Raw genomic sequence first — 19,386 nt, 5'->3', positions numbered from 1 at the left:
GGGATGCGAAGCCCCCCGTTAACCGCTCTAAAGAAAATCTATCCGTCAATTAGCTCTTGACGCACTACTAGTGCTCTGTCCCATTAATTTTGGTGGTAGTTAGCGGAAAGTGGCGGTTTCGCTATGCCTATCCGTGAAGGTAAAGCGCAAGAAATCTACATCGTTACCTCAGGTGAGATGATGGCGATGTATGCTGCTAACAACATTGCTCGTGGTGTCTTGAAGTATGCTCACACAGGTGGCGTACGTTTGGGTGGTTTGATTTGTAACAGCCGTAAAGTTGACCGGGAAGTCGAGTTGATCGAAACCTTGGCAAAACGCTTGAACACTCAAATGATTCACTTCGTACCCCGCGACAACATTGTTCAACACGCTGAACTTCGTCGGATGACTGTTAACGAGTACGCACCTGATAGCGATCAGGGTAATGAATACCGTACCTTGGCTAAGAAAATCATCAACAACAAAAACCTCACCATTCCTACACCTATTGAAATGGATGAACTCGAAGCACTACTCATCGAGTTCGGTATCCTTGATGATGATACCAAGCACGCAGCACCTGAAATCAAAGCTGCTGCTAGCAAATAACTAATGTGGTAGGAAAAGGAAAAGTAGAAAGTCTAACTTTTTACTTTTACCTTCTCTTTCCTCGCTAGTTGAAAAAAACTCCATTATTCCTAATATATCTACTCACAAATAAATAGAGGCAGAAGAATGACACCTCCAGAAAATAAGAACCTCGTTGAAGAACATAAGGAACTGATTAAAGAAGTCCTTGAAGCTTACCCCGAAAAATCCCGCAAAAAACGGGAAAAACACCTCAACGTAATGGAAGAGGGTAAGTCGGATTGTGGCGTTAAGTCTAACGTAAAATCTGTTCCTGGTGTAATGACCGCTCGTGGTTGTGCTTATGCAGGTTCCAAGGGTGTGGTTTGGGGACCAATCAAAGACATGATTCATATCAGCCATGGTCCTGTAGGATGTGGTTATTGGTCATGGTCTGGTCGTCGTAACTACTATGTAGGTACAACTGGTATCGATAGCTTCGGTACCATGAACTTCACATCAGACTTCCAAGAACGTGACATCGTGTTTGGTGGTGACAAAAAACTTGTCAAAATCGTCCACGAAATTGAAGAACTTTTCCCACTCCACAAAGGTGTTTCCATTCAGTCGGAATGTCCAATTGGTTTGATTGGAGATGACATCGAAGCTGTTGCTAAGAAGACATCAAAAGAAATTGGCAAACCAGTTGTACCTTTACGTTGTGAAGGTTTCCGTGGTGTATCCCAATCTTTAGGACACCACATTGCTAACGATGCTATCCGTGACTGGGTATTCCCACTCCATGACAAAGCTAAAAAAGAAGGCAAAATCAGCTTTGAACCAAGCCCCTATGATGTAGCATTAATTGGTGACTACAATATCGGTGGTGACGCATGGTCTAGCCGTTTATTGCTAGAAGAAATGGGTTTACGGGTAGTGGCTCAATGGTCTGGAGATGGAACTATTAACGAATTGATCCAAGGTCCTGCTGCTAAATTGGTTCTTATCCACTGCTACCGTTCGATGAACTACATCTGCCGGACTTTGGAAGAATCCTACAACATGCCTTGGATGGAATTCAACTTCTTTGGTCCTACTCGGATTGCTGAATCATTACGTGAAATCGCTGCTAAGTTTGATGACAAAATCAAAGCAAATGCTGAGAAAGTCATCGCTAAGTACACACCAACCATGGACGCAATCCTCAAAAAATTCCGTCCCCGTCTTGAAGGCAACACCGTCATGCTTTATGTTGGTGGTTTGCGTCCCCGTCACGTTGTTCCTGCATTTGAAGACCTCGGTATCAAAGTTGTTGGTACAGGTTATGAATTTGGACACAATGATGATTACAAACGTACCACTGAATACGTAGATAATGCTACTATTATTTACGATGACGTGACAGCATACGAATTTGAAGAATTCGTTAAGCACAGCAAGCCTGACTTAGTTGCTTCTGGTATTAAAGAAAAGTATGTTTTCCAAAAAATGGGCTTACCTTTCCGCCAAATGCACTCTTGGGATTACTCCGAACCTGGTTATTGAGTCTCAAATCTAGGATATACAAGGTTTTTTTACTAGTTTGTTTTTTAGGAAATATATTTTAGTCTAGAATTATTTTCATATTAACTAAGTAGCATATTTCATCTTATTGAAATTCTAGAAAAGCGTAATTATAACTACAGTTCAAAGTCTAGTTATATCTATATATAAAAATATCTGTAAATTTTAAAACACTTTCAATTATATAAGTTTTAGACTAATTGAATGTATGCATAGTAGAGTTATTGATAATGTTAAAATTAGACAATGGCAATTTGTGCAGAATTTAATTCCATGAGTAACACATCTCCGTATTTTAAGTTGGTTATGAAAGGTGCAATCATCTCTAAAGTATCAGGGGTTTGAAAATGTTCTGGTTTTGTTTCTGGATGTGGATAATAAATTAAAGAATTGAGAGGAGCCGCATCAGCAAGTACGATTATACAGTCGAGGAATGAAAAATCTTCGGCTGGTTCAGTCGATGACCATTTCAGGTTCCTAAATGTATATTTAGGATTGATAATTGTATATTGATGTGGGTGAATTGAAATATTGATTGTTCCCATAAAATATGGGCTGAGATCTAAACCCAGTTTCTGGAAGAAAGGCTTTTGCATCGCAATTGTTCCCTGGGGAAAACGGGAATCTCCACCTTTGCCAGATGCTACTCCATATCCTGGTTTAATGACACCTTTGACTTGAATCCAGTTGTTAGTCATGTAGTTAATTATAAATTTTGAGAATCCAGTAGTGAATACTGATATTTTAAAATAGGGTAGTAAATTTAACTTAGCTAGTCAGGTGATGCAAAACCAGTTGTTGGGTCACTGATATACAATCCTAGAGTAAGCGATCGCATAACTTCATCCCACACTGGTATTAGTTGTTCGGCTTGGTCAACCCAATAGTCGAACGTAATCAAACACTGGATATTTGAGCCCAAAGCAATACAAGTTCGAGAAAAAGCTTCCCGTGGTTCCTCCTGAACATCAATAAACTTCATCTGACACCAAACAATCTTTGCAGTTTGCCGTTTAACAACAAAAACCTCACTCCTTTCCACCACATCACGACTATCGTCTTCCATAATTTTCTGTAAAGTTGCCTTCAGAGGAAATCGATTCCAATCGTTGGGCGGCAAGTGATTGTAAGATACTTCCAAACAGCAATCGTCTTTTTTATCCCGAAACTTGAATGATTTTTCCTGAGGTTCAAAAATCCAATCACCAGGAACATTGAAGCGAACTGCTCCCAGACCAGCTACAAATATTTTGGGTGCGGCTCTTTTAGTAAGACAGGAAATGTAGTTTAGACAGGTATTGGAAGGGGTGAAGGGGTAATAGGGCAACGGGCTTTAGCAACTCGCTTCATCAAGGGAATTGCACCTTGATACAGAGCAAGATGATTGCGTTTATGCTCTTGGTGTAAATGGAAGCGCCAATACTTATGCCAATCCCCGCTAATATACAAAGAACGAAGCCGTAAAACAGCCTCGGCACCAGCTAGACTCCATCTGGCACCAGTAATATCCATCCGATCTTTAATCAGATGACGGCAAGCACCTTCGATAACTCCGGTAGCAATTGGCAACCCAGCTTTTAAATAATCATGGTATTTGAGATATTCGCGGTTGTTGAGCAAATATCTGGCACAGTTATCCACAGGTTTGCGTTCTTGGGGTGTGAGTTTACGTTTTGTCGCGCTTGTTCGCATCCCAGAAGCAACATCACTGGATTTCCCCTCAAGGATAGACTTCAAACGTTTCGTAACCCAGGCTTCGGCTTGTTTATCCGTACTGGAATAAAATACAAATGCTGCTTTCCACAAATACTCAATCACATGGATAATATCCAGGACAATAGTCAGTTCGAGGTGATGTTTTTTGGTAAATTTCTTCATCAACCAGGACTTACGCAACTGGCACAGCGCGAACGACTTACGTTGAGCAAGCTTCACATTCTTATAGTAGATATGTACTAAATTAATGTGGCATCCTCAAAGGAAATTACGAAAATTCGTAACAGTAATCTGTTGTGTTAAGTATTCATCAAATCATGAGAAAATTAGCTAGGGATGCATAAAATAAATCCTGTAGCTTTATGAGATTTACTAAACTTAACTATTGCCAGTATTTGTTAAGTAGTCAGATTAATTATACTCTGACAAATTTGGCAGACCATTTAGAGCAGATCAGTCATGATAAAATCAATCGTTATTTAAAGAACGAAAAATTAACGCCTCGGATTCTTTGGGATAACGTGAAAGATTTAATAGAAATCAATGATAATGCTTACTTAGTTTTTGATGACACAGTAATTGATAAACGATACGCTACTGAAATAGAGCCAAGTAGACGGCAATATAGTGGCAACGAGCATGGTGTAATTCAAGGGATTGGGTTAGTAAATTGTGTATATGTAAATCATGAAATTGGAAAGTTTTGGGTAGTTGACTATCGTATTTATGATCCAGATAGAGATGGAAAAACAAAGATAGACCATGTGATGGAAATGCTGCAAAACCTTGTTTATCATAAGGCTTTACCATTTAAAGCTGTCTTAATGGATACTTGGTATGCGACAAATAAATTGATGTTATATATTGATGGATTAGGGAAATATTATTATTGTCCTCTGAAACGTAATCGACTTGTTGATGATACGGCAGGCGAAGAAGAGTATCAAAGAATTGAATTGTTATCTTGGGATGAAGAGGAGTTAAAATCAGGTAAAATAGTTAAAATAAAAAAGTTCCCTCAAGCTAAAAAAGTGAAACTGTTCCGGGTAACTGTCTCCACTGACAAAACGGATTTTATCGCTACAAATGATTTATCTCAAGACTCTACGGACGTTGTACAAAAAGTGTGTAAAGTTCGATGGAAGGTTGAGGAGTTTCACCGAGAGTTAAAACAATTGACTGGTCTTGAATCATGTCAATGTCGTAAGGGTCGTATTCAAAGAAATCATATTGCCTGCGCTATTTTAGTCTGGCTTCGACTTAAAGATTTAGCTTATAAAAGTGGTCAAACAATTTATAAAATTAAGCATGGATTGTTGTCAAATTATTTAGTTCAACAACTAAAACGTCCCAATATTCCAATGTTTTCCTTTTAGGTTGTTTGGCGCTCGGTGCGGCGTAGCCGCACCATTGCTTGTGACAGTTGCGTAAGTCCTGATCAACGATAATTGTTGCTTATTACCATCGACCAAGGCACAAAAGCGTTTTTGCCGATCTGGATCACGATGCAATGCCTCATCGAAAGCCTCTTTAATGACGACTTCTGGTTCCTTGGCAACAGAAGCCCAAACCCTTTTTCCAATAGGTTTAGGACGCTTTATTTTCTTATCCTCATCGGATGGGTTAACTATTTGCTCAACTGTACGAACAAACGGGTTGATTGTGTAAACTGAAGCTACCGTTGCCATTCGTTTGGCATTGGCTTTTTCTCCTTTGGTTAAACGCTTATCTAACTTCTTGCTGGAAGCTTGCGCTCGTTTTTGGGTTTGGGGACGTAAATCCTCTGTACGCACCGCCACTTCGACACTGGGCACAGCCCGTGTCGAGTGGCTCACAATCACACCTTTCCCATCTGCACTGATTACAACAATTTCTCCTATTTCCTCAACTTGTACCGCTTCTGCCTGTTGATATGTGTAGAAATCATCAAAATCGACAGCGCTCTGGTACGCTAGTTCTTCTGCTTGCCGTTTACCAATTTTGGCTGCTGTTGTTTTTTCGATAATATCCACTGTTTCCCTAAATCCTGAACGAGCTACTTCCACTGCTACTCGTTGTCTTAATCCGTGAGAATATTGTTCTGCTGGTAGGTTTAGCTCTGCATCTAATGGAAATAGGGTGTTTATCTTTCTACCTCCGTAACCGATTCGGTTTGCGATTACTGTGCCAAATATTGTTGTTAATTTCCTTGACAATTTTTTCTTGTGCGTTCGCTTGGCTTGGTCTTTTCCTACCCACTCAGAATCCGTTTCGTCTTGGCTACGCTTATCAAAGTATCCTTGTAACAGCCTTCTAAGTAGTTCATATCCATTATCAAGCAACTTACTTTCTATTTCTCCATGCTCCAACCCACAAATACTATCTGAGTCCAGCCAACCAACTATTTCTTCAAATAGTTCTCGTGCTTCTTCCCAAAACATCCCTGGATTTGATCTAGATGCTTGCATACGTCCGTACTTATTCCCGTTTTTATCTTTTGACAAGCAAGGATGCATCTGTTTCATTTTTGCACTGAAACATTACTCTGGTTGACTTGTCTCCTATTACTCTTATACCATACCTTGTACTACTAAAAGAGTCGCACCCAAATATTTTATACTCCGGTGGAGAATCCCAAGCATGGTTGGGTTTAAGTTCTAGAGTTTCTTTAACCCAGTGGAGATCGTCTTTTTTACGCTTTGCCATAGGTTTAATGCAGGTATGGAAATTTTCAAAAAATCTATCAATGGTTAGAGAAAAAGGGAGTTTTGTCAAAGTTTCTCTACTTAGATGGATAAATTTTAGTGGCGTTAGATGGCACAGAATATTTTTCGTCTAAGAAGATTAATTTCTTTCATTGTAATACAAAAAAGGGTGTGAAAAAAAGATTATCCCACACCCAACGGGTAGAAATCCTTATTTTTAATAAAAAACAGAAAAAAGAGGATTCTTAAAGCACGTAGTACGATTTTTGCAGTTATTTATTATTTTTTGTTATCTTCCTGGTTCTTCCTCATCTATAAATCTGATTAATTCTATTATTGCTTGCCAACTTTTCCAAAAACCTAATTTTGGCTGTTCTTCATTCTGTCTACTTGTATTAACTGTTTCGATTCTGGTATTCTCGATTGATTGAATCACGTTGCTTTACTCCAAATTCAAAATTCAAAACCCGCATAAATAAATTTACGGGCTTCAAATGAAAAAAATATCTCTTATTTAAATAATAATATGCTAAATTGAAAAACTTTTTACTTATATACTTCTTATAGTAATTATAAAGTAAACTCTAAGCATCTACCCAAGGTCGGGTAATAGGCAATACTTTTCGGTTAAAGGAAAAAAGACGAATAGGAAAAGAGAAAGTAATCCGTAGGGTGAGGACTAGATATCATCAGGGTTTAAACGAAATTGTTTTAATGCTTTTACTGCTCAAAACTAAATGAATTAGCAAAAATAGCAGCTTGGGTTCTATCTCTTAAATTCAATCTTGTGAGAATATTAGTGACATGGTTTTTTACGGTTCTTTCTGCAATAAACAAAGATTCGGCAATTTCACGATTACTCGCACCAGAAGCTATTAACTGTAAAACCTCTTTTTCTCTGGGAGTTAATTGTTCTAACTCAGGTGGTCGAGTAAAAGTTTTTGCTAATGTACGTTCTACAGTAGGAGTCATGATTCTCTCAAATAATCCTGGACCAAAGTGAGTATGTCCAGAATGTACCGAGCGAATTGCATTTACTAGAGGTTCTAAAGGTGTGTCTTTAAGTAAGTAACCTTTAGCACCAAATCGCATTCCTTGGGAAATATATTCATCATCATCAAAAGTAGTTAAAATTAAAACTTTCACTAAAGGAAATTGCTGCGTAATAGCTTTTGTTGCTGCGACACCATCTGTTATTGGCATTCGCACATCCATCAAAACTACGTCTGGTTGTAAAATTTCGACTTGAGATATAGCCTGTTTGCCATTTTCGGCTTCACCAACTACTTCAAAATCAGGTTGAGATTCCAGTAAACTTTTGATACCCTGACGAATAATCGATTGGTCATCAACCAATAGTAATCGAATCATCATTCCAGCCTCGACAGTGGGAAAATTGCCATTATACTGCAACCTGCTTCTGGTTCACTGTTGAGATAAAATTGTCCCCCTAGTGCATTCGTGCGATCGCGCATACTTTGCAGCCCAAAACCTGTGGTATTTTGTTTAAGATCAAAACCAATACCGTTATCCTCTACACGGACAAGAAAGGAATCTTTGGTTGTCTGTATATCAATTTTGACTTTTGTTGCCTCACTATGCTTAGAAATATTCGTCAAAGCTTCCTGAACAATTCGGTAAATCGTCCTGTTTAATTCCGGGGGAATTGATAAGTTATTACGTAAAGAATAATTAGGACTAATTTGCATTCTACTTTGGAAATCTACAATTAAAAGCTGAATTGCAGCATCTAAAGATTTGCCCTGCAAAGGGTCAGAACGCAATGTTGTTACTGAACAACGAACTTCTTGTAAGAGATTAGCGCTAAGTTTTCGGGCTTCTAATAAAAAACTTTTGGCTTTTTCCAAGTTTGATTCTAAATATACTAATGCATTTTCAAGTTGAATACTTTGTGCTGTTAATGAATGTCCCAAAGCATCATGTATTTCACGGGCAATGCGATTCCGTTCTTGTAATGTTGCTTGGTCTTCGATACGCAGAGCATATTCTCGTAAACGTTCGTGAGCAAGGGCAAGTTGTTGACGACTTTTCAATTCTGAAAATAATGCGTTTACTAAAAGGAGAACAAAAATTAAAACTAAGCTAAATAGCATTAAAACATTTAATTTGACAATCCAGATAAAACCTTCATTGGGATTTATGGGGACTTTCGGTGGAATTTTGATTGTATTCAAAGTAAAAATAAAACATATCCAGATTAAACCAATAATTATTACACTTTCAGATATTTTGAATATTAAAATACTCCGAATTGCCACAATTAATAACAATCCAGGCGAAAACCCAACAATATCACCTACTCCAATATTTGCTAATAAAATTAATAGCAATTGTAAAAATATATAGATAATTTTTGAGAATCTATTGCCCTTTGGCAACCTTAAGCCCATAATCCCCAAAATTGTGATACTAGCAATTAATAGGATTGGATTTGCGCGTTCTGTTTCTCCCACTAAACGTGCGGGAGGTAAATTCATGATAATTATAGATATACCAAGTAAAACCCACTCTAAATATAGAAGTAAACGCAGTGGGTGCTGCTCTATTTTTAGATTATTTTTTAATTTCAGAGCTATGTTCATATAAATTAAGACAAAAGATATATCTATTTAAACTAGTTTATTTTTAGCTTGCTTTAATTTTAGCTATTTCTTAAATAAAAATTCAGAGACTACAAAAAGATTGACATAATTCAATGATAATGGATAAGATTTTAATATTAAGATAGTTGCCTAACAAATAAATATAGTATTTGTTATATCTCAATTATTCAATATCGTGAACTATGCCGATCCATCAATAACCACGGCATGAATCATGGTGTTAAATCTAATTAAATCTATATTAAAAGGTCAGCACCAGAGTCTTTAGTACTATTTCTGCCACTTCTAACTAGGACTAAAGTACCGGATGAAATTAGAGCGCTAGTACCATGTGGTTTTGAATTATAGCTTATACGATAAGTGCATGGAATCAAAGGTTCCGTAACAAGAATACAAATAAAATGGATTAGGAAGAGTAATGCAAACGAAGGTCATCTCTGCGTTAGTTCCCACAATAATTATTTTGGGTGCGACACCGAATATCTCTCACGCACAATTTCCATCTCAACCACCAGGAAATATGCAAATGCAAGGGGGGATAGAAAATATACCTGATATGAATTTCACCGACGATCAAAAAGAAAAGCTTCAGGAGGTGAAGACGGAAATGAGCGATCGCATGAACCAAATTCTCACATCTGAACAGCAAAATTATTTAAAAACTGCGATGAACACAGGCAGAAATCCTCAAGAGGTGATGAAGTCCTTAAATTTATCCAGACAGCAAAAGCAACAAATGGAAGGTGTCCAAAGATGGCAACGCGATCAGTTATTTAGTATCCTTACAAATGAGCAAAAACAAAAACTTAAGGAGACAATGATGCGAAAACAAGGTGGTGGAACCCCATTTGGATTTCGTAGGTAATAATCGTTGACCCTATTACATGGCTAGAGTGAGTTGAAGAATAGGAGAGATGTGACAATGTTGTTCCCATTGTGCATTTATCTCCCTATTTTATGAATGCAAGTTAATCACATTACACCAGGATTATATCATCACAGAGATGGAAATAGTAGATAGCATATATTTATTTTTCTTTTTTCTATCTCTGTGTTTTTGTAATTTTATTTATCACGATTTTGGGAATCTCTAATTAATTTGTTAAATATGAAAATGGACGCACAAAGCTCGATTAATGACTCGACGAAAATCAGTATTGGAATTAACAAAAAAAATATAAGTAATTGGTCGATTAAGCTGTTATTTTTCGCTTTCTTGATTGGTGTAATTTTTGCTGGGTTTCGCTTTCTACTCATGAACCCAAGACAAAAATCTCAAACTCAATTACCAACTCAACCAGTTGAAAGACAAAACTTAAATATTACGGTTTCAGCCAATGGCAAAATTGAAGCTGAACGTTCAATTAATTTAAGTCCTAAAAATGCAGGTATAATCAAAAGTCTAATAGTAAAGGAAGGTGATGTTGTTAAAAAAGGACAAATCATTGCTTACATGGATGATTCTAATTTACAAGGACAACTTACCCAGGCTAAAGCAGGAATTACATCTGCTGAAGCAAATTTGAATAAATTAATTGCTGGAAATCGTGCTGAAGATATTAGTCAATCCCAAGCGCAGTTAGAAGAAGCACAAGCAAATCTCAAAAAAATAATTGCCGGGAATCGACCTCAAGATATAGCACAAGCAGAAGCAAGATTAAAAAGAGTAAAAGTCACACTAAATCAAGCAGAATCAGATTTAAAACGCTATCAAGAGTTATTAAATTCGGGGGCAATTTCTCGCCAAAGTTTTAGTACATATCAAACAAATAGGGATACTGCATTAGCACAGGTTCAAGAAGCAGAACAAGCATTGAAATTGCAACAAACTGGTTCTCGTAGTGAAGATATCGAACAAGCACAGGCAAAAGTCAAACAACTACAACAATCTTATAATTTAATCAAAAATGGCGCAAGAAAGGAGGATATAGACCAAGCGCGATCGCAAGTTAACTCCGCACGGGGTTCTTTGCAGACAATCTTAGCTCAAATTAACGATACAGTGATTCGCGCTCCCTTTGATGGAGTAGTAACTAAAAAATATGCCGATCCCGGTTCTTTTGTAACTCCAAATAATGCTGGAGGTGCAAGTTCTTCTAGTGTCTCATCTTCGATTTTATCTTTGACTGCTAATAATCAAGTAGTGGCAAATATTTCTGAATCAAATTTAGCTAAAATTCAGATTGGACAAACATTAAAAATCAAAAATGATGCTTATCCAAATAAAGTGTTTATGGGAAAAGTATCACAGATTGCTGCTCAAGCAGATGTGGAACAAAATGTTACTAGTTTTGAAGTCAAAGCGGCTATTACTTCCGATAATAAAAATCTTTTACGTTCAGGGATGAATGTGGAAGTTGAATTTGAAGTTGGTCAACAGGAAAACGCATTAGTAGTTCCTAACGTTGCAGTTATCCGCGATCAGCGAGGAACAGGTGTATATATTTTAGATACAGAAAATAAGTCTATATTTGTGCCAGTTAAAGCTGGTGTTGCAGTCAACAATAAAACTGAAATTAAGTCTGGTTTGAAAGGTGGTGAAAGGGTGTTATTAACTCTACCACCAGAAGCCGCTAAACCTCAATCGGGCGGTTTCTTGCCTACTCCACCTAAACAAGAGAGTTAATTAGTCATTATCTCCGATTAAATTATACAAAAATTATATAGAGTATGAAATTAACTTCCAGAGAAAAGCATACTTCTGTTTCCTCTTTAGAAATACTATCAATGTCAATTGAATCTTTATGGAGTAATAAATTACGCACAGGATTGACAATGTTAGGAATGATAATTGGTATTTCCTCTGTAATTGCGATTACCTCTATTGGGGAAGGAGTACAAAAGTCAACTGAAAAACAAATTGAAGGCTTGGGTTCGGACGTTTTACAAGTTTTAGCAGGTGAATCTAAAAGTGGAAATATTAGTAAAGGTTTAGGTTCAACTACTACCTTAACTTGGGAAGATGCAAAAGCTATTGCTAGTGAAGCACCCTCAGCAAAAGTTGTTTCTGCTTATTTACAAAGTAAATCTCAAGTAGTTTATGAAGGACAAAATACCTCGACAACAGTATATGGAACAGATTTAAATTACCCGGATGCGAGAAATACTTTCCCAGAAACCGGTAGATATTTTAACCAAGAAGAATTAGATAGTTCTGGACAAGTTGCAGTAATTGCTCCGACGGTTAAGAAGAAATTATTTGGTGAAAATATTAATCCAATTGGATCAAAAATTCGGATTCAGGGAGAAGTATATGAAGTCATCGGAGTGACAGAAGTCAAAGGTTCCCAAGGTCCAATGGATCGAGATGATGCTGTTTATATTCCTCTAACAACAATGTCAGCCAGAATTGTCGGAAATAATTCATTATTTGGGATTTCAGTAAATGGTATTTATGTCAAATACGGGAAAAAAGAAGAAATAAAAACCGCAGAATTTCAAATTACCAACTTACTGCGATCGCGTCATGATATCCAGCCTCCCGAAATAGATGATTTTCGCGTTACCAACCAAGCAGACATACTAAAAACCTTAACTACTGTCTTGAGTTTACTGACTTTGATGGTGAGTGCGATCGCAGGAATTTCTCTGGTAGTAGGTGGAATTGGCATTGCCAACATTATGTTGGTTTCAGTGGTGGAAAGAACACGGGAAATTGGCATTCGTAAAGCAATTGGTGCCACAAATTCGGCGATTCTCAATCAATTTTTGATTGAAGCAATTGTTATTTCTTGTGTGGGTGGTGTCATTGGGATTGGAGGAGGAATTATTATTGCATTTGGCGCTGCAACAGCTTTTAATTTTCCGTTTGTAGTTTCTTCTAATTCGATTATTTTGGCTTTTGGCTTATCGGGTGCTGTGGGACTAATTTCTGGGGTGATTCCGGCGCGGAATGCTGCTAGTTTAGATCCAATTACTGCTTTACGTAGCGATTAGTCAATAGTAACTATAGGAATCCTACTTGAATCTTGCTAAGTAGACTGAGAAATAAACCTTTGTATAGCAAGCTTATAACCAACTTGGTTGTAAGCGCAAGCGCAGGCTACGCCAACAGAAATCAAATAGGAGTCCTATATATAGTTACTATGCCTCAAATATTCATCCTGAAAATTTATATGATTTTAATAGAAGATATTACCAAAAATTATTATTTAGGCGAAGTCAATATTCCCATACTCAAAGGTGTTAATTTAGCAATCGAGCAAGGCGAATATGTGGCAATCATGGGTGCATCAGGTTCTGGCAAATCTACACTAATGAATATTATGGGATGTTTAGATCGTCCTAGTAGTGGCAACTATATTCTTGAAAATAGAAATTTGACAACTTTAAGCATTGATGAACTGGCTTATATTCGCAACCAACGTATCGGTTTTGTATTCCAACAATTTAATTTATTGCCTCGCGCTACCGCACTAGAAAATGTCATGTTACCTATGGTTTATGCAAATATTCCTAAATCTCAGCGTCGGGAAAAAGCAACTCAAACTTTAACAAGAGTAGGACTAGGGGAGCGCATTTTGAATCGTCCCAATCAACTCTCTGGAGGACAACAACAACGGGTAGCGATCGCTCGCGCATTAATTAATCAACCTGCATTAATTCTCGCTGATGAACCAACAGGAGCATTAGATAGCCAAACCTCCTACGAGGTAATGAATTTACTCACAGAACTTAACGAGCAAGGAATTACGATTGTAATTGTGACCCATGAATCTGATATTGCTGCCCAAACAAAGCGAATTATTCACCTCCAAGATGGCTTAATTACACATTACTAAAAACGAATAATCACTTGTATGAATATAGGTTTATATTTTCTAGATTTTCTAACTTGTTGGCGAAGATCGCCTCCCACAGACAATTACTAATAAAATTAACATCGACATTTCTATGTATGCTACTTCCATGAAATTTATCCTTGTGATTATTGGTTTTACCCTGGTACTTTCCCTGAACAATCGATCAATTCAAGCCCAATCTTTGCCTTCAATAAATATTCCCAGTGATGTTACTCCCAATTCTAACGAACCTTTATCTTCTCCAACTGTAATGCCATCCGATGCACCCTCAATTGAGAAAGAAAAGCCTCTGCGGAGATATATCGGCATTAGTGGCACCATTGGGGTAAATGGTGTTGGGAAAGGGTTGAGTCACGGGGGAATAACCATTTTTCAAAAGAATGACCTGAGTGATTCCTTCTCAATTAGAGGTAGTAACATATTTGGTGGTGACAAAAACGACTCCACCTTTGCCTTGACTGCTAATTTTCCAGTTAAAACATCATCTGGTCAAGTTAAGTTTGTTCCCTTTATTGGAGGTGGTATGTTGGTAAGGGCAAAGTCTAACTTTGAAGATATTAATGTGCGGGGATTAGTGACTGGAGGAATTGACATACCCCTATCACGTAGTTTTACGGCAACGACTGCGGTTAATGTTGGTTTGTTTCAGCAAACTGAGGTAGGAGTGCAGTTAGGAATTGGCTATAACTTTTGAGAATTAAATAATCATCTAGACGTAGCACTGTTACGTCTTTACATCCAAACTTATATTCAGGTTCAGTGATACATTAATTTTGTCTGCTTGCTTAAATGTTGTTTCATGACAAAGAAAAATAGTCGGATTTAGCTATCTTCAACAATGCTTATAAAGAATCTCCATTTTTAACTTTTCAACCTCCAATTTCAATCGCTCATTTTCACCTTTCAATTTTCCATTCTCATCCCTCATTACTTCAACTTCATCTCTTTTACTCAAAGCTTGATTTATTGCTAACTTCCGCATATCCAGCGAGAACCAACGCTGGTAAGTCTGTGTATGCACCTGTACACTATGTCCCAAATTATCAGCTGCTGCTTTAATTGGTATTCCCAAAACATGCGCTCGAATTGCCCAAGCATGACGAAGATCATAGGGTTTAAAATCTAATTCTACTTTCCGAAACCACCAACTAATTCGCTGCGTTAAAGCAGTAATTTCTGCATGTTTAGTTTGATCTTTTTTATTGATTGTTGTTGCCAACATTTCTAAATATCTAGGATTTCTTAAATCAAAGTCTTCAATCCACTGTTTATAAAGTGGTAATGCTTGCCTTTCTCCAGTTTTACAATTTTTGTGGACTTTCCAAGTTAAATCTACATTTTCTGAACTTAACCACCAATCAATATCAGGATTAATAAATAATTCTCGCGGACGTAAACCAAATACAGCTAACATTCCGTAAGTCCATCGCCAAAGTTGCCAACTATCTTGGACATTTTGGTTAACCTGTTTACCTCTATAATTTTGATAATATTCAAATTTAGCAATCCCTGCATATATTTCTCTATCTGTTGGTATTTTACGGGAATTACTTTCGGGCATTTTAGAATATTTAGATAAGTCTATGGCAATTTTGAATGTGCTACAAAATGCTGATATCGCTCTTGCTGCATTATATTTTGCCCACTGTTGATTAATTTGTTCAATTGAATTAATTAAACTTTCAGCAGTTGCCAAATCAGTTGAATTAGTAAATCGCTTTGTTCGAGAAAAATAATAAAAAAAAGTATGTTCACTTTTTGTTGTGCGTTGATGAGTTTTAAAATATTCTTTTTCAAATCGTTCTAATAATTCTCCTATTGTACTGAAGTCTTTTTTCAGAGAATCATTGCCTAAGTATTTATCATTCCATTCAAAGTTTTGACGAGCAATTAATTTTCCTAGTTCGTATGCTTCCTCCTCTGCTGTTTTTAATCCTTCAAAATTGGCTGGGATATTTAAACTGATATTGTACTGCTTTCTTTTCGTTGTGTTAACATCTCGATCTCCGGGTTTGATAGGCAAGGTTGCTCTTAATTGAAGACTACCATTTGACTCTCTAATTGTTACTTTCGTTTTTGCAGATTTCAAACGTTGATTAACTTCTATCAATTTTAGGTGTATCTGGCTTTGCATGTATTGTTTTGGATTCACGAAATATAGAACGTAAAATGATAATTTTTGATAGACGTAAGACTTCTCATATTGTTAAATAATATTTGTGGTTTATGACACTAAAAAATCTTGCTTTAGGTTTAATTGATTTAGCCTATATTTAGTCTAAAAATGTTTTTGTTATTCGTAAACATAAGCAGGCTAAAAAACGTTATTTACTAACCCTTAAATCATCAAAGAAGAATAAGCATAAAAAGGATTACTCCGGTCCTTATCACGGTTATGATGGCTTCGCTATCTTCGCTCGTGACATGGACATGGCGCTCAACAGTCCTACTTGGGCTTTGATTCCAACTCCTTGGAAAAAGAAAGCAACTGCTGCTAAAGCTGCTTAATTAGGGATTGGGGAATAAAAAATAGGATAAGAAGGTAAAAGTTAAAAGCAAGAAGGCAAATATACCTTTTATCTTCTATCTTTTGCCTTCGTGATTTCCCTCTTTTTATTCCCCGCACCGAAATAAATTCATCTAGAACGTAAAAGTAGAGAGAGAGAAATGCCACAAAATCCAGATAAAATTGTAGATCACGTTGAGTTATTCAAACAGCCAGAATACCAAGAACTGTTCAAGAATAAGCGTGAACAGTTTGAAGGTGGACACTCTGTTGAAGAAGTTGAACGTGTTTCTGAGTGGACAAAAGGTTGGGAATACCGCGAAAAGAACTTTGCCCGCGAAGCTTTAACCATCAACCCTGCTAAAGGTTGCCAACCAGTAGGCGCGATTTTCGCTGCTGTTGGTTTTGAAGGAACTCTTCCTTTTGTTCAAGGTTCACAAGGTTGTGTTGCTTACTTCCGGACTCACCTTAGCCGTCACTACAAAGAACCGTTTAGTGCAGTTTCTTCTTCAATGACTGAAGATGCAGCGGTTTTCGGTGGTTTGAACAACATGGTTGAAGGTTTGCAAGTTTCTAACCAACTTTACAAACCAAAAATGATCGCAGTCTGCACCACATGTATGGCTGAGGTTATTGGTGATGACTTATCAGCGTTTATTGGTAATGCCAAAGCTGCTGGTGCTGTTCCTCAAAACATGCCTGTTCCTTTTGCACACACTCCTAGCTTTGTTGGTTCCCACATCACTGGTTATGACAACATGATGAAGGGAATTCTTTTAACCTTAACAGAAGGTAAAAAGAAGAGCAGCAGCAATGGTAAAATCAACTTTATTCCTGGTTTTGATACCTACACCGAGAACAACCGTGAAGTTAAACGGATGATGGGTTTGATGGGTATTGACCACACAATTTTAGCTGATAACAGCGATTACTTGGATTCTCCTAACAACGGTAAATACGAGATGTATCCCGGTGGAACCAAGCTAGAAGATGCTGCTGATGCTTGTAATGCTAAAGCTACAGTTGCTCTCCAAGCTTACACCACACCTAAAACTCGTGAATTCATCAAAGAAAACTGGAAGCAAGATACCTGCGTTCTCCGTCCTTGGGGTATCAGAGGTACCGACGAATTCTTGATGAAGTTGTCAGAAATGACAGGTAAAGCCATTCCTGAAGAATTAGAAGTTGAACGTGGTCGCTTAGTTGACGCGATGACTGACTCCTATGCATGGATTCATGGTAAGAAGTTTGCTATCTACGGTGATCCAGATTTGATCTACGGTGTAACTAGCTTCTTGTTAGAAATGGGTGCTGAACCAGTTCACATCCTTTGCAACAATGGTGATGAAACCTTCAAAGCTGAGATGGAACAACTTTTGAAGGCTAGCCAATTTGGTCAAGGTGCTACAGTCTGGATTCAAAAAGACTTATGGCACATGCGTTCTCTTCTATTCACCGAGCCTGTAGACTTCTTCGTAGGTAATTCCTACGGTAAGTACTTGTGGCGTGATACCAAGATTCCTATGGTGCGTATTGGTTATCCTTTGATGGATCGCCACCACTTACACCGTTATGCAACTCTTGGTTATAAAGGTGGATTGAACTTACTCAATTGGGTTGTTAACACCATTCTTGATGAATTGGATCGTTCTTCGGATATTGCTGGTAAGACAGATATCTCTTTTGACTTGATCCGTTAATAGTTACATCGCATCACTCGTGGCGTGCCAATAAAGGAAAAGGAAAAGGATAAATGATGAAGAGTGAAGGATAGAGAATGAATGCTAAAAATTAAAATAATGCATCAGACTTTATACTTCATCTTCAGCTTTATCTGTCTTTCCTTGACCTTTTTTCTTTATTTGTATGGGAATTTACACAGGGTGTTGGGTGGTGTTATGAAGGCATCGAAAATATTATTTGAAACTCATTCATGTTGAAGTCTGGAGTTTTCGAAAAGATATATTCTGTCGGTTGGGGAGTCATTGCTTTGCGACTGTACTTAGCCCTTACAGGGCGGCTGAGGCTTCGCCACGCCCGCCGTAGGATGCCCGCAGGGCTGTAGGGCCAACGCCAACAGAAGCCGCTTCCCATCTACCACCCGTTGTAGCAGATGATGTTGAAGTGGAATGTAACCCAACATGATCATCACTACTACTAAACCGTGGAGAATGGTGCGTTACGAACTCCGTTCTCTAGCGTGCGCGTAGCGTGTACTTTGCACTTAGCCATGCCTGGAGGGCTTTACACATCCTACGGGAACATATAATTATTTGGGGAGTGCATATTATTCATGATTATTTTTAGACATTAAGTTAAGAATCAAGCATCACCGATTAGCCACTAAAAATTAGACTATCTCATCTAGCAGCAAAAAACTATGAAGATTACCCCAGCAAAAATTAACGAGTTACTTCAAGAACCTGGATGCGAACATAATCACCAAAAAAATGGTGAGAAAAAAAATAAATCATGTACTCAACAAGCACAACCTGGAGCAGCACAGGGGGGTTGTGCGTTTGATGGAGCAATGATTGCCCTTGTCCCAATTACTAATGCTGCTCATTTAGTTCATGGACCGATTGCTTGTGCTGGCAACTCCTGGGGGAGTCGTGGCAGTCTTTCGTCGGGTTCGATGCTATATAAAATGGGCTTTACAACCGACTTAAGTGAAAATGATATTATCTTCGGCGGAGAAAAAAAGCTCTATAAAGCTGTCATGGATATCCATAAGCGTTATCACCCGGCAGCCATATTCGTTTACTCGACCTGTGTCACCGCGCTCATCGGCGAGGATTTGGATGCAGTGTGCCAGACGGCAGCGAAAAAAATTGGAGTCCCAGTCATTCCAGTTAATTCACCTGGATTTGTAGGAAGTAAGAACCTTGGAAACCGGATTGGGGGTGAAACTTTATTAGAATATGTGGTTGGTACAGCAGAAC

General features: G+C 37.8%; 13 protein-coding genes and 7 pseudogenes. 12 read left to right on the top strand and 8 right to left on the bottom strand.

The genetic code is table 11. The annotated features are described in order from the left end of the window. Positions 1–111: 111 nt before the first annotated feature. Together nifH and nifD are read left to right on the top strand one after the other, a co-directional pair. Positions 112–591, top strand: a pseudogene (gene nifH / locus CAL6303_RS01145) (nitrogenase reductase); the annotation flags it as partial. Positions 592–717: 126 nt separating this feature from the next. Then, entirely contained in the window at positions 718–2,094 is a 1,377-nt protein-coding gene (nifD, locus tag CAL6303_RS01140; protein ID WP_015195999.1) for a nitrogenase molybdenum-iron protein alpha chain, read from the top strand. A gap of 257 nt (positions 2,095–2,351) precedes the next feature. Here the strand turns inward: nifD and CAL6303_RS01135 are convergent, their stop codons facing one another. From CAL6303_RS01135 to CAL6303_RS01125, 3 genes and pseudogenes are all read right to left on the bottom strand, one after another. After that, on the bottom strand, positions 2,352–2,810 hold the full coding sequence (locus CAL6303_RS01135; RefSeq protein WP_015195998.1) for a hypothetical protein: 459 nt from the start codon (positions 2,808–2,810) through the stop codon (positions 2,352–2,354). Between the two features lie 74 nt (positions 2,811–2,884). Next, positions 2,885–3,364, bottom strand: a pseudogene (locus CAL6303_RS01130) (hypothetical protein); the annotation flags it as partial. Positions 3,365–3,399: 35 nt separating this feature from the next. After that, positions 3,400–3,993: pseudogene (locus CAL6303_RS01125) on the bottom strand (ISKra4 family transposase); the annotation flags it as partial. A gap of 197 nt (positions 3,994–4,190) precedes the next feature. Here CAL6303_RS01125 and CAL6303_RS01120 point away from each other — a divergent pair. Next, positions 4,191–5,204 (top strand): transposase, encoded by a 1,014-nt coding sequence (locus tag CAL6303_RS01120; RefSeq protein ID WP_015195997.1) that lies wholly within the window; start codon positions 4,191–4,193, stop codon positions 5,202–5,204. Positions 5,205–5,255: 51 nt separating this feature from the next. On the opposite strand, the pseudogene CAL6303_RS01115 reads toward CAL6303_RS01120, so the two are convergent. After that, positions 5,256–6,332, bottom strand: a pseudogene (locus tag CAL6303_RS01115) (ISKra4-like element ISCasp2 family transposase); the annotation flags it as partial. Positions 6,333–6,536: 204 nt separating this feature from the next. Here CAL6303_RS01115 and CAL6303_RS29700 point away from each other — a divergent pair. Beyond that, positions 6,537–6,677, top strand: a pseudogene (locus CAL6303_RS29700) (ISNCY family transposase); the annotation flags it as partial. 124 nt (positions 6,678–6,801) lie between these two features. Here the strand turns inward: CAL6303_RS29700 and CAL6303_RS30135 are convergent. From CAL6303_RS30135 to CAL6303_RS01100, 3 genes are all read right to left on the bottom strand, one after another. Next, complete coding sequence (locus CAL6303_RS30135; RefSeq protein ID WP_015195996.1) at positions 6,802–6,948, bottom strand: hypothetical protein; 147 nt, start codon at positions 6,946–6,948, stop codon at positions 6,802–6,804. Positions 6,949–7,232: 284 nt separating this feature from the next. Then, a complete protein-coding gene (locus CAL6303_RS01105) occupies positions 7,233–7,883 on the bottom strand; it encodes a response regulator transcription factor (protein WP_041738909.1) in 651 nt (216 codons plus the stop codon). Next, a complete protein-coding gene (locus CAL6303_RS01100) occupies positions 7,883–9,010 on the bottom strand; it encodes a sensor histidine kinase (protein ID WP_238993752.1) in 1,128 nt (375 codons plus the stop codon). The genes CAL6303_RS01105 and CAL6303_RS01100 overlap by 1 nt, the downstream gene beginning before the upstream one ends. Positions 9,011–9,554: 544 nt before the next feature. Here CAL6303_RS01100 and CAL6303_RS01095 point away from each other — a divergent pair. From CAL6303_RS01095 to CAL6303_RS01075, 5 genes are all read left to right on the top strand, one after another. Then, on the top strand, positions 9,555–10,001 hold the full coding sequence (locus CAL6303_RS01095; protein ID WP_015195993.1) for a hypothetical protein: 447 nt from the start codon (positions 9,555–9,557) through the stop codon (positions 9,999–10,001). A 243-nt stretch (positions 10,002–10,244) separates the two neighbouring features. Continuing rightward, positions 10,245–11,762 carry an efflux RND transporter periplasmic adaptor subunit gene (locus tag CAL6303_RS01090; RefSeq protein ID WP_015195992.1) on the top strand — a complete coding sequence of 506 codons (1,518 nt, stop codon included), beginning with the start codon at positions 10,245–10,247 and terminating at the stop codon, positions 11,760–11,762. A 44-nt stretch (positions 11,763–11,806) separates the two neighbouring features. Further along, complete coding sequence (locus CAL6303_RS01085; RefSeq protein WP_015195991.1) at positions 11,807–13,072, top strand: ABC transporter permease; 1,266 nt, start codon at positions 11,807–11,809, stop codon at positions 13,070–13,072. A 179-nt stretch (positions 13,073–13,251) separates the two neighbouring features. Beyond that, positions 13,252–13,917 carry an ABC transporter ATP-binding protein gene (locus tag CAL6303_RS01080; protein ID WP_015195990.1) on the top strand — a complete coding sequence of 222 codons (666 nt, stop codon included), beginning with the start codon at positions 13,252–13,254 and terminating at the stop codon, positions 13,915–13,917. A gap of 127 nt (positions 13,918–14,044) precedes the next feature. Then, a complete protein-coding gene (locus tag CAL6303_RS01075) occupies positions 14,045–14,632 on the top strand; it encodes a hypothetical protein (RefSeq protein WP_051036585.1) in 588 nt (195 codons plus the stop codon). Positions 14,633–14,770: 138 nt separating this feature from the next. On the opposite strand, the gene CAL6303_RS01070 is transcribed toward CAL6303_RS01075, so the two are convergent. Next, the gene (locus tag CAL6303_RS01070) at positions 14,771–16,072 is read right to left on the bottom strand and encodes a site-specific integrase (RefSeq protein WP_015195988.1); all 1,302 of its coding nucleotides are present in this window, start codon (positions 16,070–16,072) and stop codon (positions 14,771–14,773) included. Between the two features lie 227 nt (positions 16,073–16,299). Here CAL6303_RS01070 and CAL6303_RS30945 point away from each other — a divergent pair. The 3 genes and pseudogenes from CAL6303_RS30945 to CAL6303_RS01060 form a co-directional block, all read left to right on the top strand. Further along, a pseudogene (locus tag CAL6303_RS30945) lies at positions 16,300–16,446 on the top strand (nitrogenase molybdenum-iron protein subunit alpha); the annotation flags it as partial. A 159-nt stretch (positions 16,447–16,605) separates the two neighbouring features. Then, positions 16,606–18,144: a nitrogenase molybdenum-iron protein subunit beta gene (gene nifK / locus CAL6303_RS01065; RefSeq protein ID WP_015195987.1), complete on the top strand. Its 1,539-nt coding sequence runs from the start codon at positions 16,606–16,608 to the stop codon at positions 18,142–18,144. 680 nt (positions 18,145–18,824) lie between these two features. Then, a pseudogene (locus CAL6303_RS01060) lies at positions 18,825–19,385 on the top strand (nitrogenase component 1); the annotation flags it as partial. Between the last annotated feature and the right edge of the window lies 1 nt (position 19,386).

It is taken from the genome of Calothrix sp. PCC 6303 (assembly GCF_000317435.1).
GTDB lineage: Bacteria > Cyanobacteriota > Cyanobacteriia > Cyanobacteriales > Nostocaceae > PCC-6303.
This window is presented reverse-complemented; position numbering and strand designations above follow the sequence as displayed.

What these genes read in the sequence shown, in the direction of transcription:
- CAL6303_RS01105 (WP_041738909.1), bottom strand. Translation starts at nt 7,883, where the DNA reads ATGATTCGATTACTATTGGTTGATGACCAATCGATTATTCGTCAGGGT.
- CAL6303_RS01085 (WP_015195991.1), top strand. Translation starts at nt 11,807, where the DNA reads ATGAAATTAACTTCCAGAGAAAAGCATACTTCTGTTTCCTCTTTAGAA.
- CAL6303_RS01090 (WP_015195992.1), top strand. Translation starts at nt 10,245, where the DNA reads ATGAAAATGGACGCACAAAGCTCGATTAATGACTCGACGAAAATCAGT.
- nifK (WP_015195987.1), top strand. Translation starts at nt 16,606, where the DNA reads ATGCCACAAAATCCAGATAAAATTGTAGATCACGTTGAGTTATTCAAA.
- CAL6303_RS01100 (WP_238993752.1), bottom strand. Translation starts at nt 9,010, where the DNA reads ATGAATTTACCTCCCGCACGTTTAGTGGGAGAAACAGAACGCGCAAAT.
- CAL6303_RS01135 (WP_015195998.1), bottom strand. Translation starts at nt 2,810, where the DNA reads ATGACTAACAACTGGATTCAAGTCAAAGGTGTCATTAAACCAGGATAT.
- CAL6303_RS01075 (WP_051036585.1), top strand. Translation starts at nt 14,045, where the DNA reads ATGAAATTTATCCTTGTGATTATTGGTTTTACCCTGGTACTTTCCCTG.
- nifD (WP_015195999.1), top strand. Translation starts at nt 718, where the DNA reads ATGACACCTCCAGAAAATAAGAACCTCGTTGAAGAACATAAGGAACTG.
- CAL6303_RS01095 (WP_015195993.1), top strand. Translation starts at nt 9,555, where the DNA reads ATGCAAACGAAGGTCATCTCTGCGTTAGTTCCCACAATAATTATTTTG.
- CAL6303_RS01080 (WP_015195990.1), top strand. Translation starts at nt 13,252, where the DNA reads ATGATTTTAATAGAAGATATTACCAAAAATTATTATTTAGGCGAAGTC.
- CAL6303_RS01120 (WP_015195997.1), top strand. Translation starts at nt 4,191, where the DNA reads ATGAGATTTACTAAACTTAACTATTGCCAGTATTTGTTAAGTAGTCAG.
- CAL6303_RS01070 (WP_015195988.1), bottom strand. Translation starts at nt 16,072, where the DNA reads ATGCAAAGCCAGATACACCTAAAATTGATAGAAGTTAATCAACGTTTG.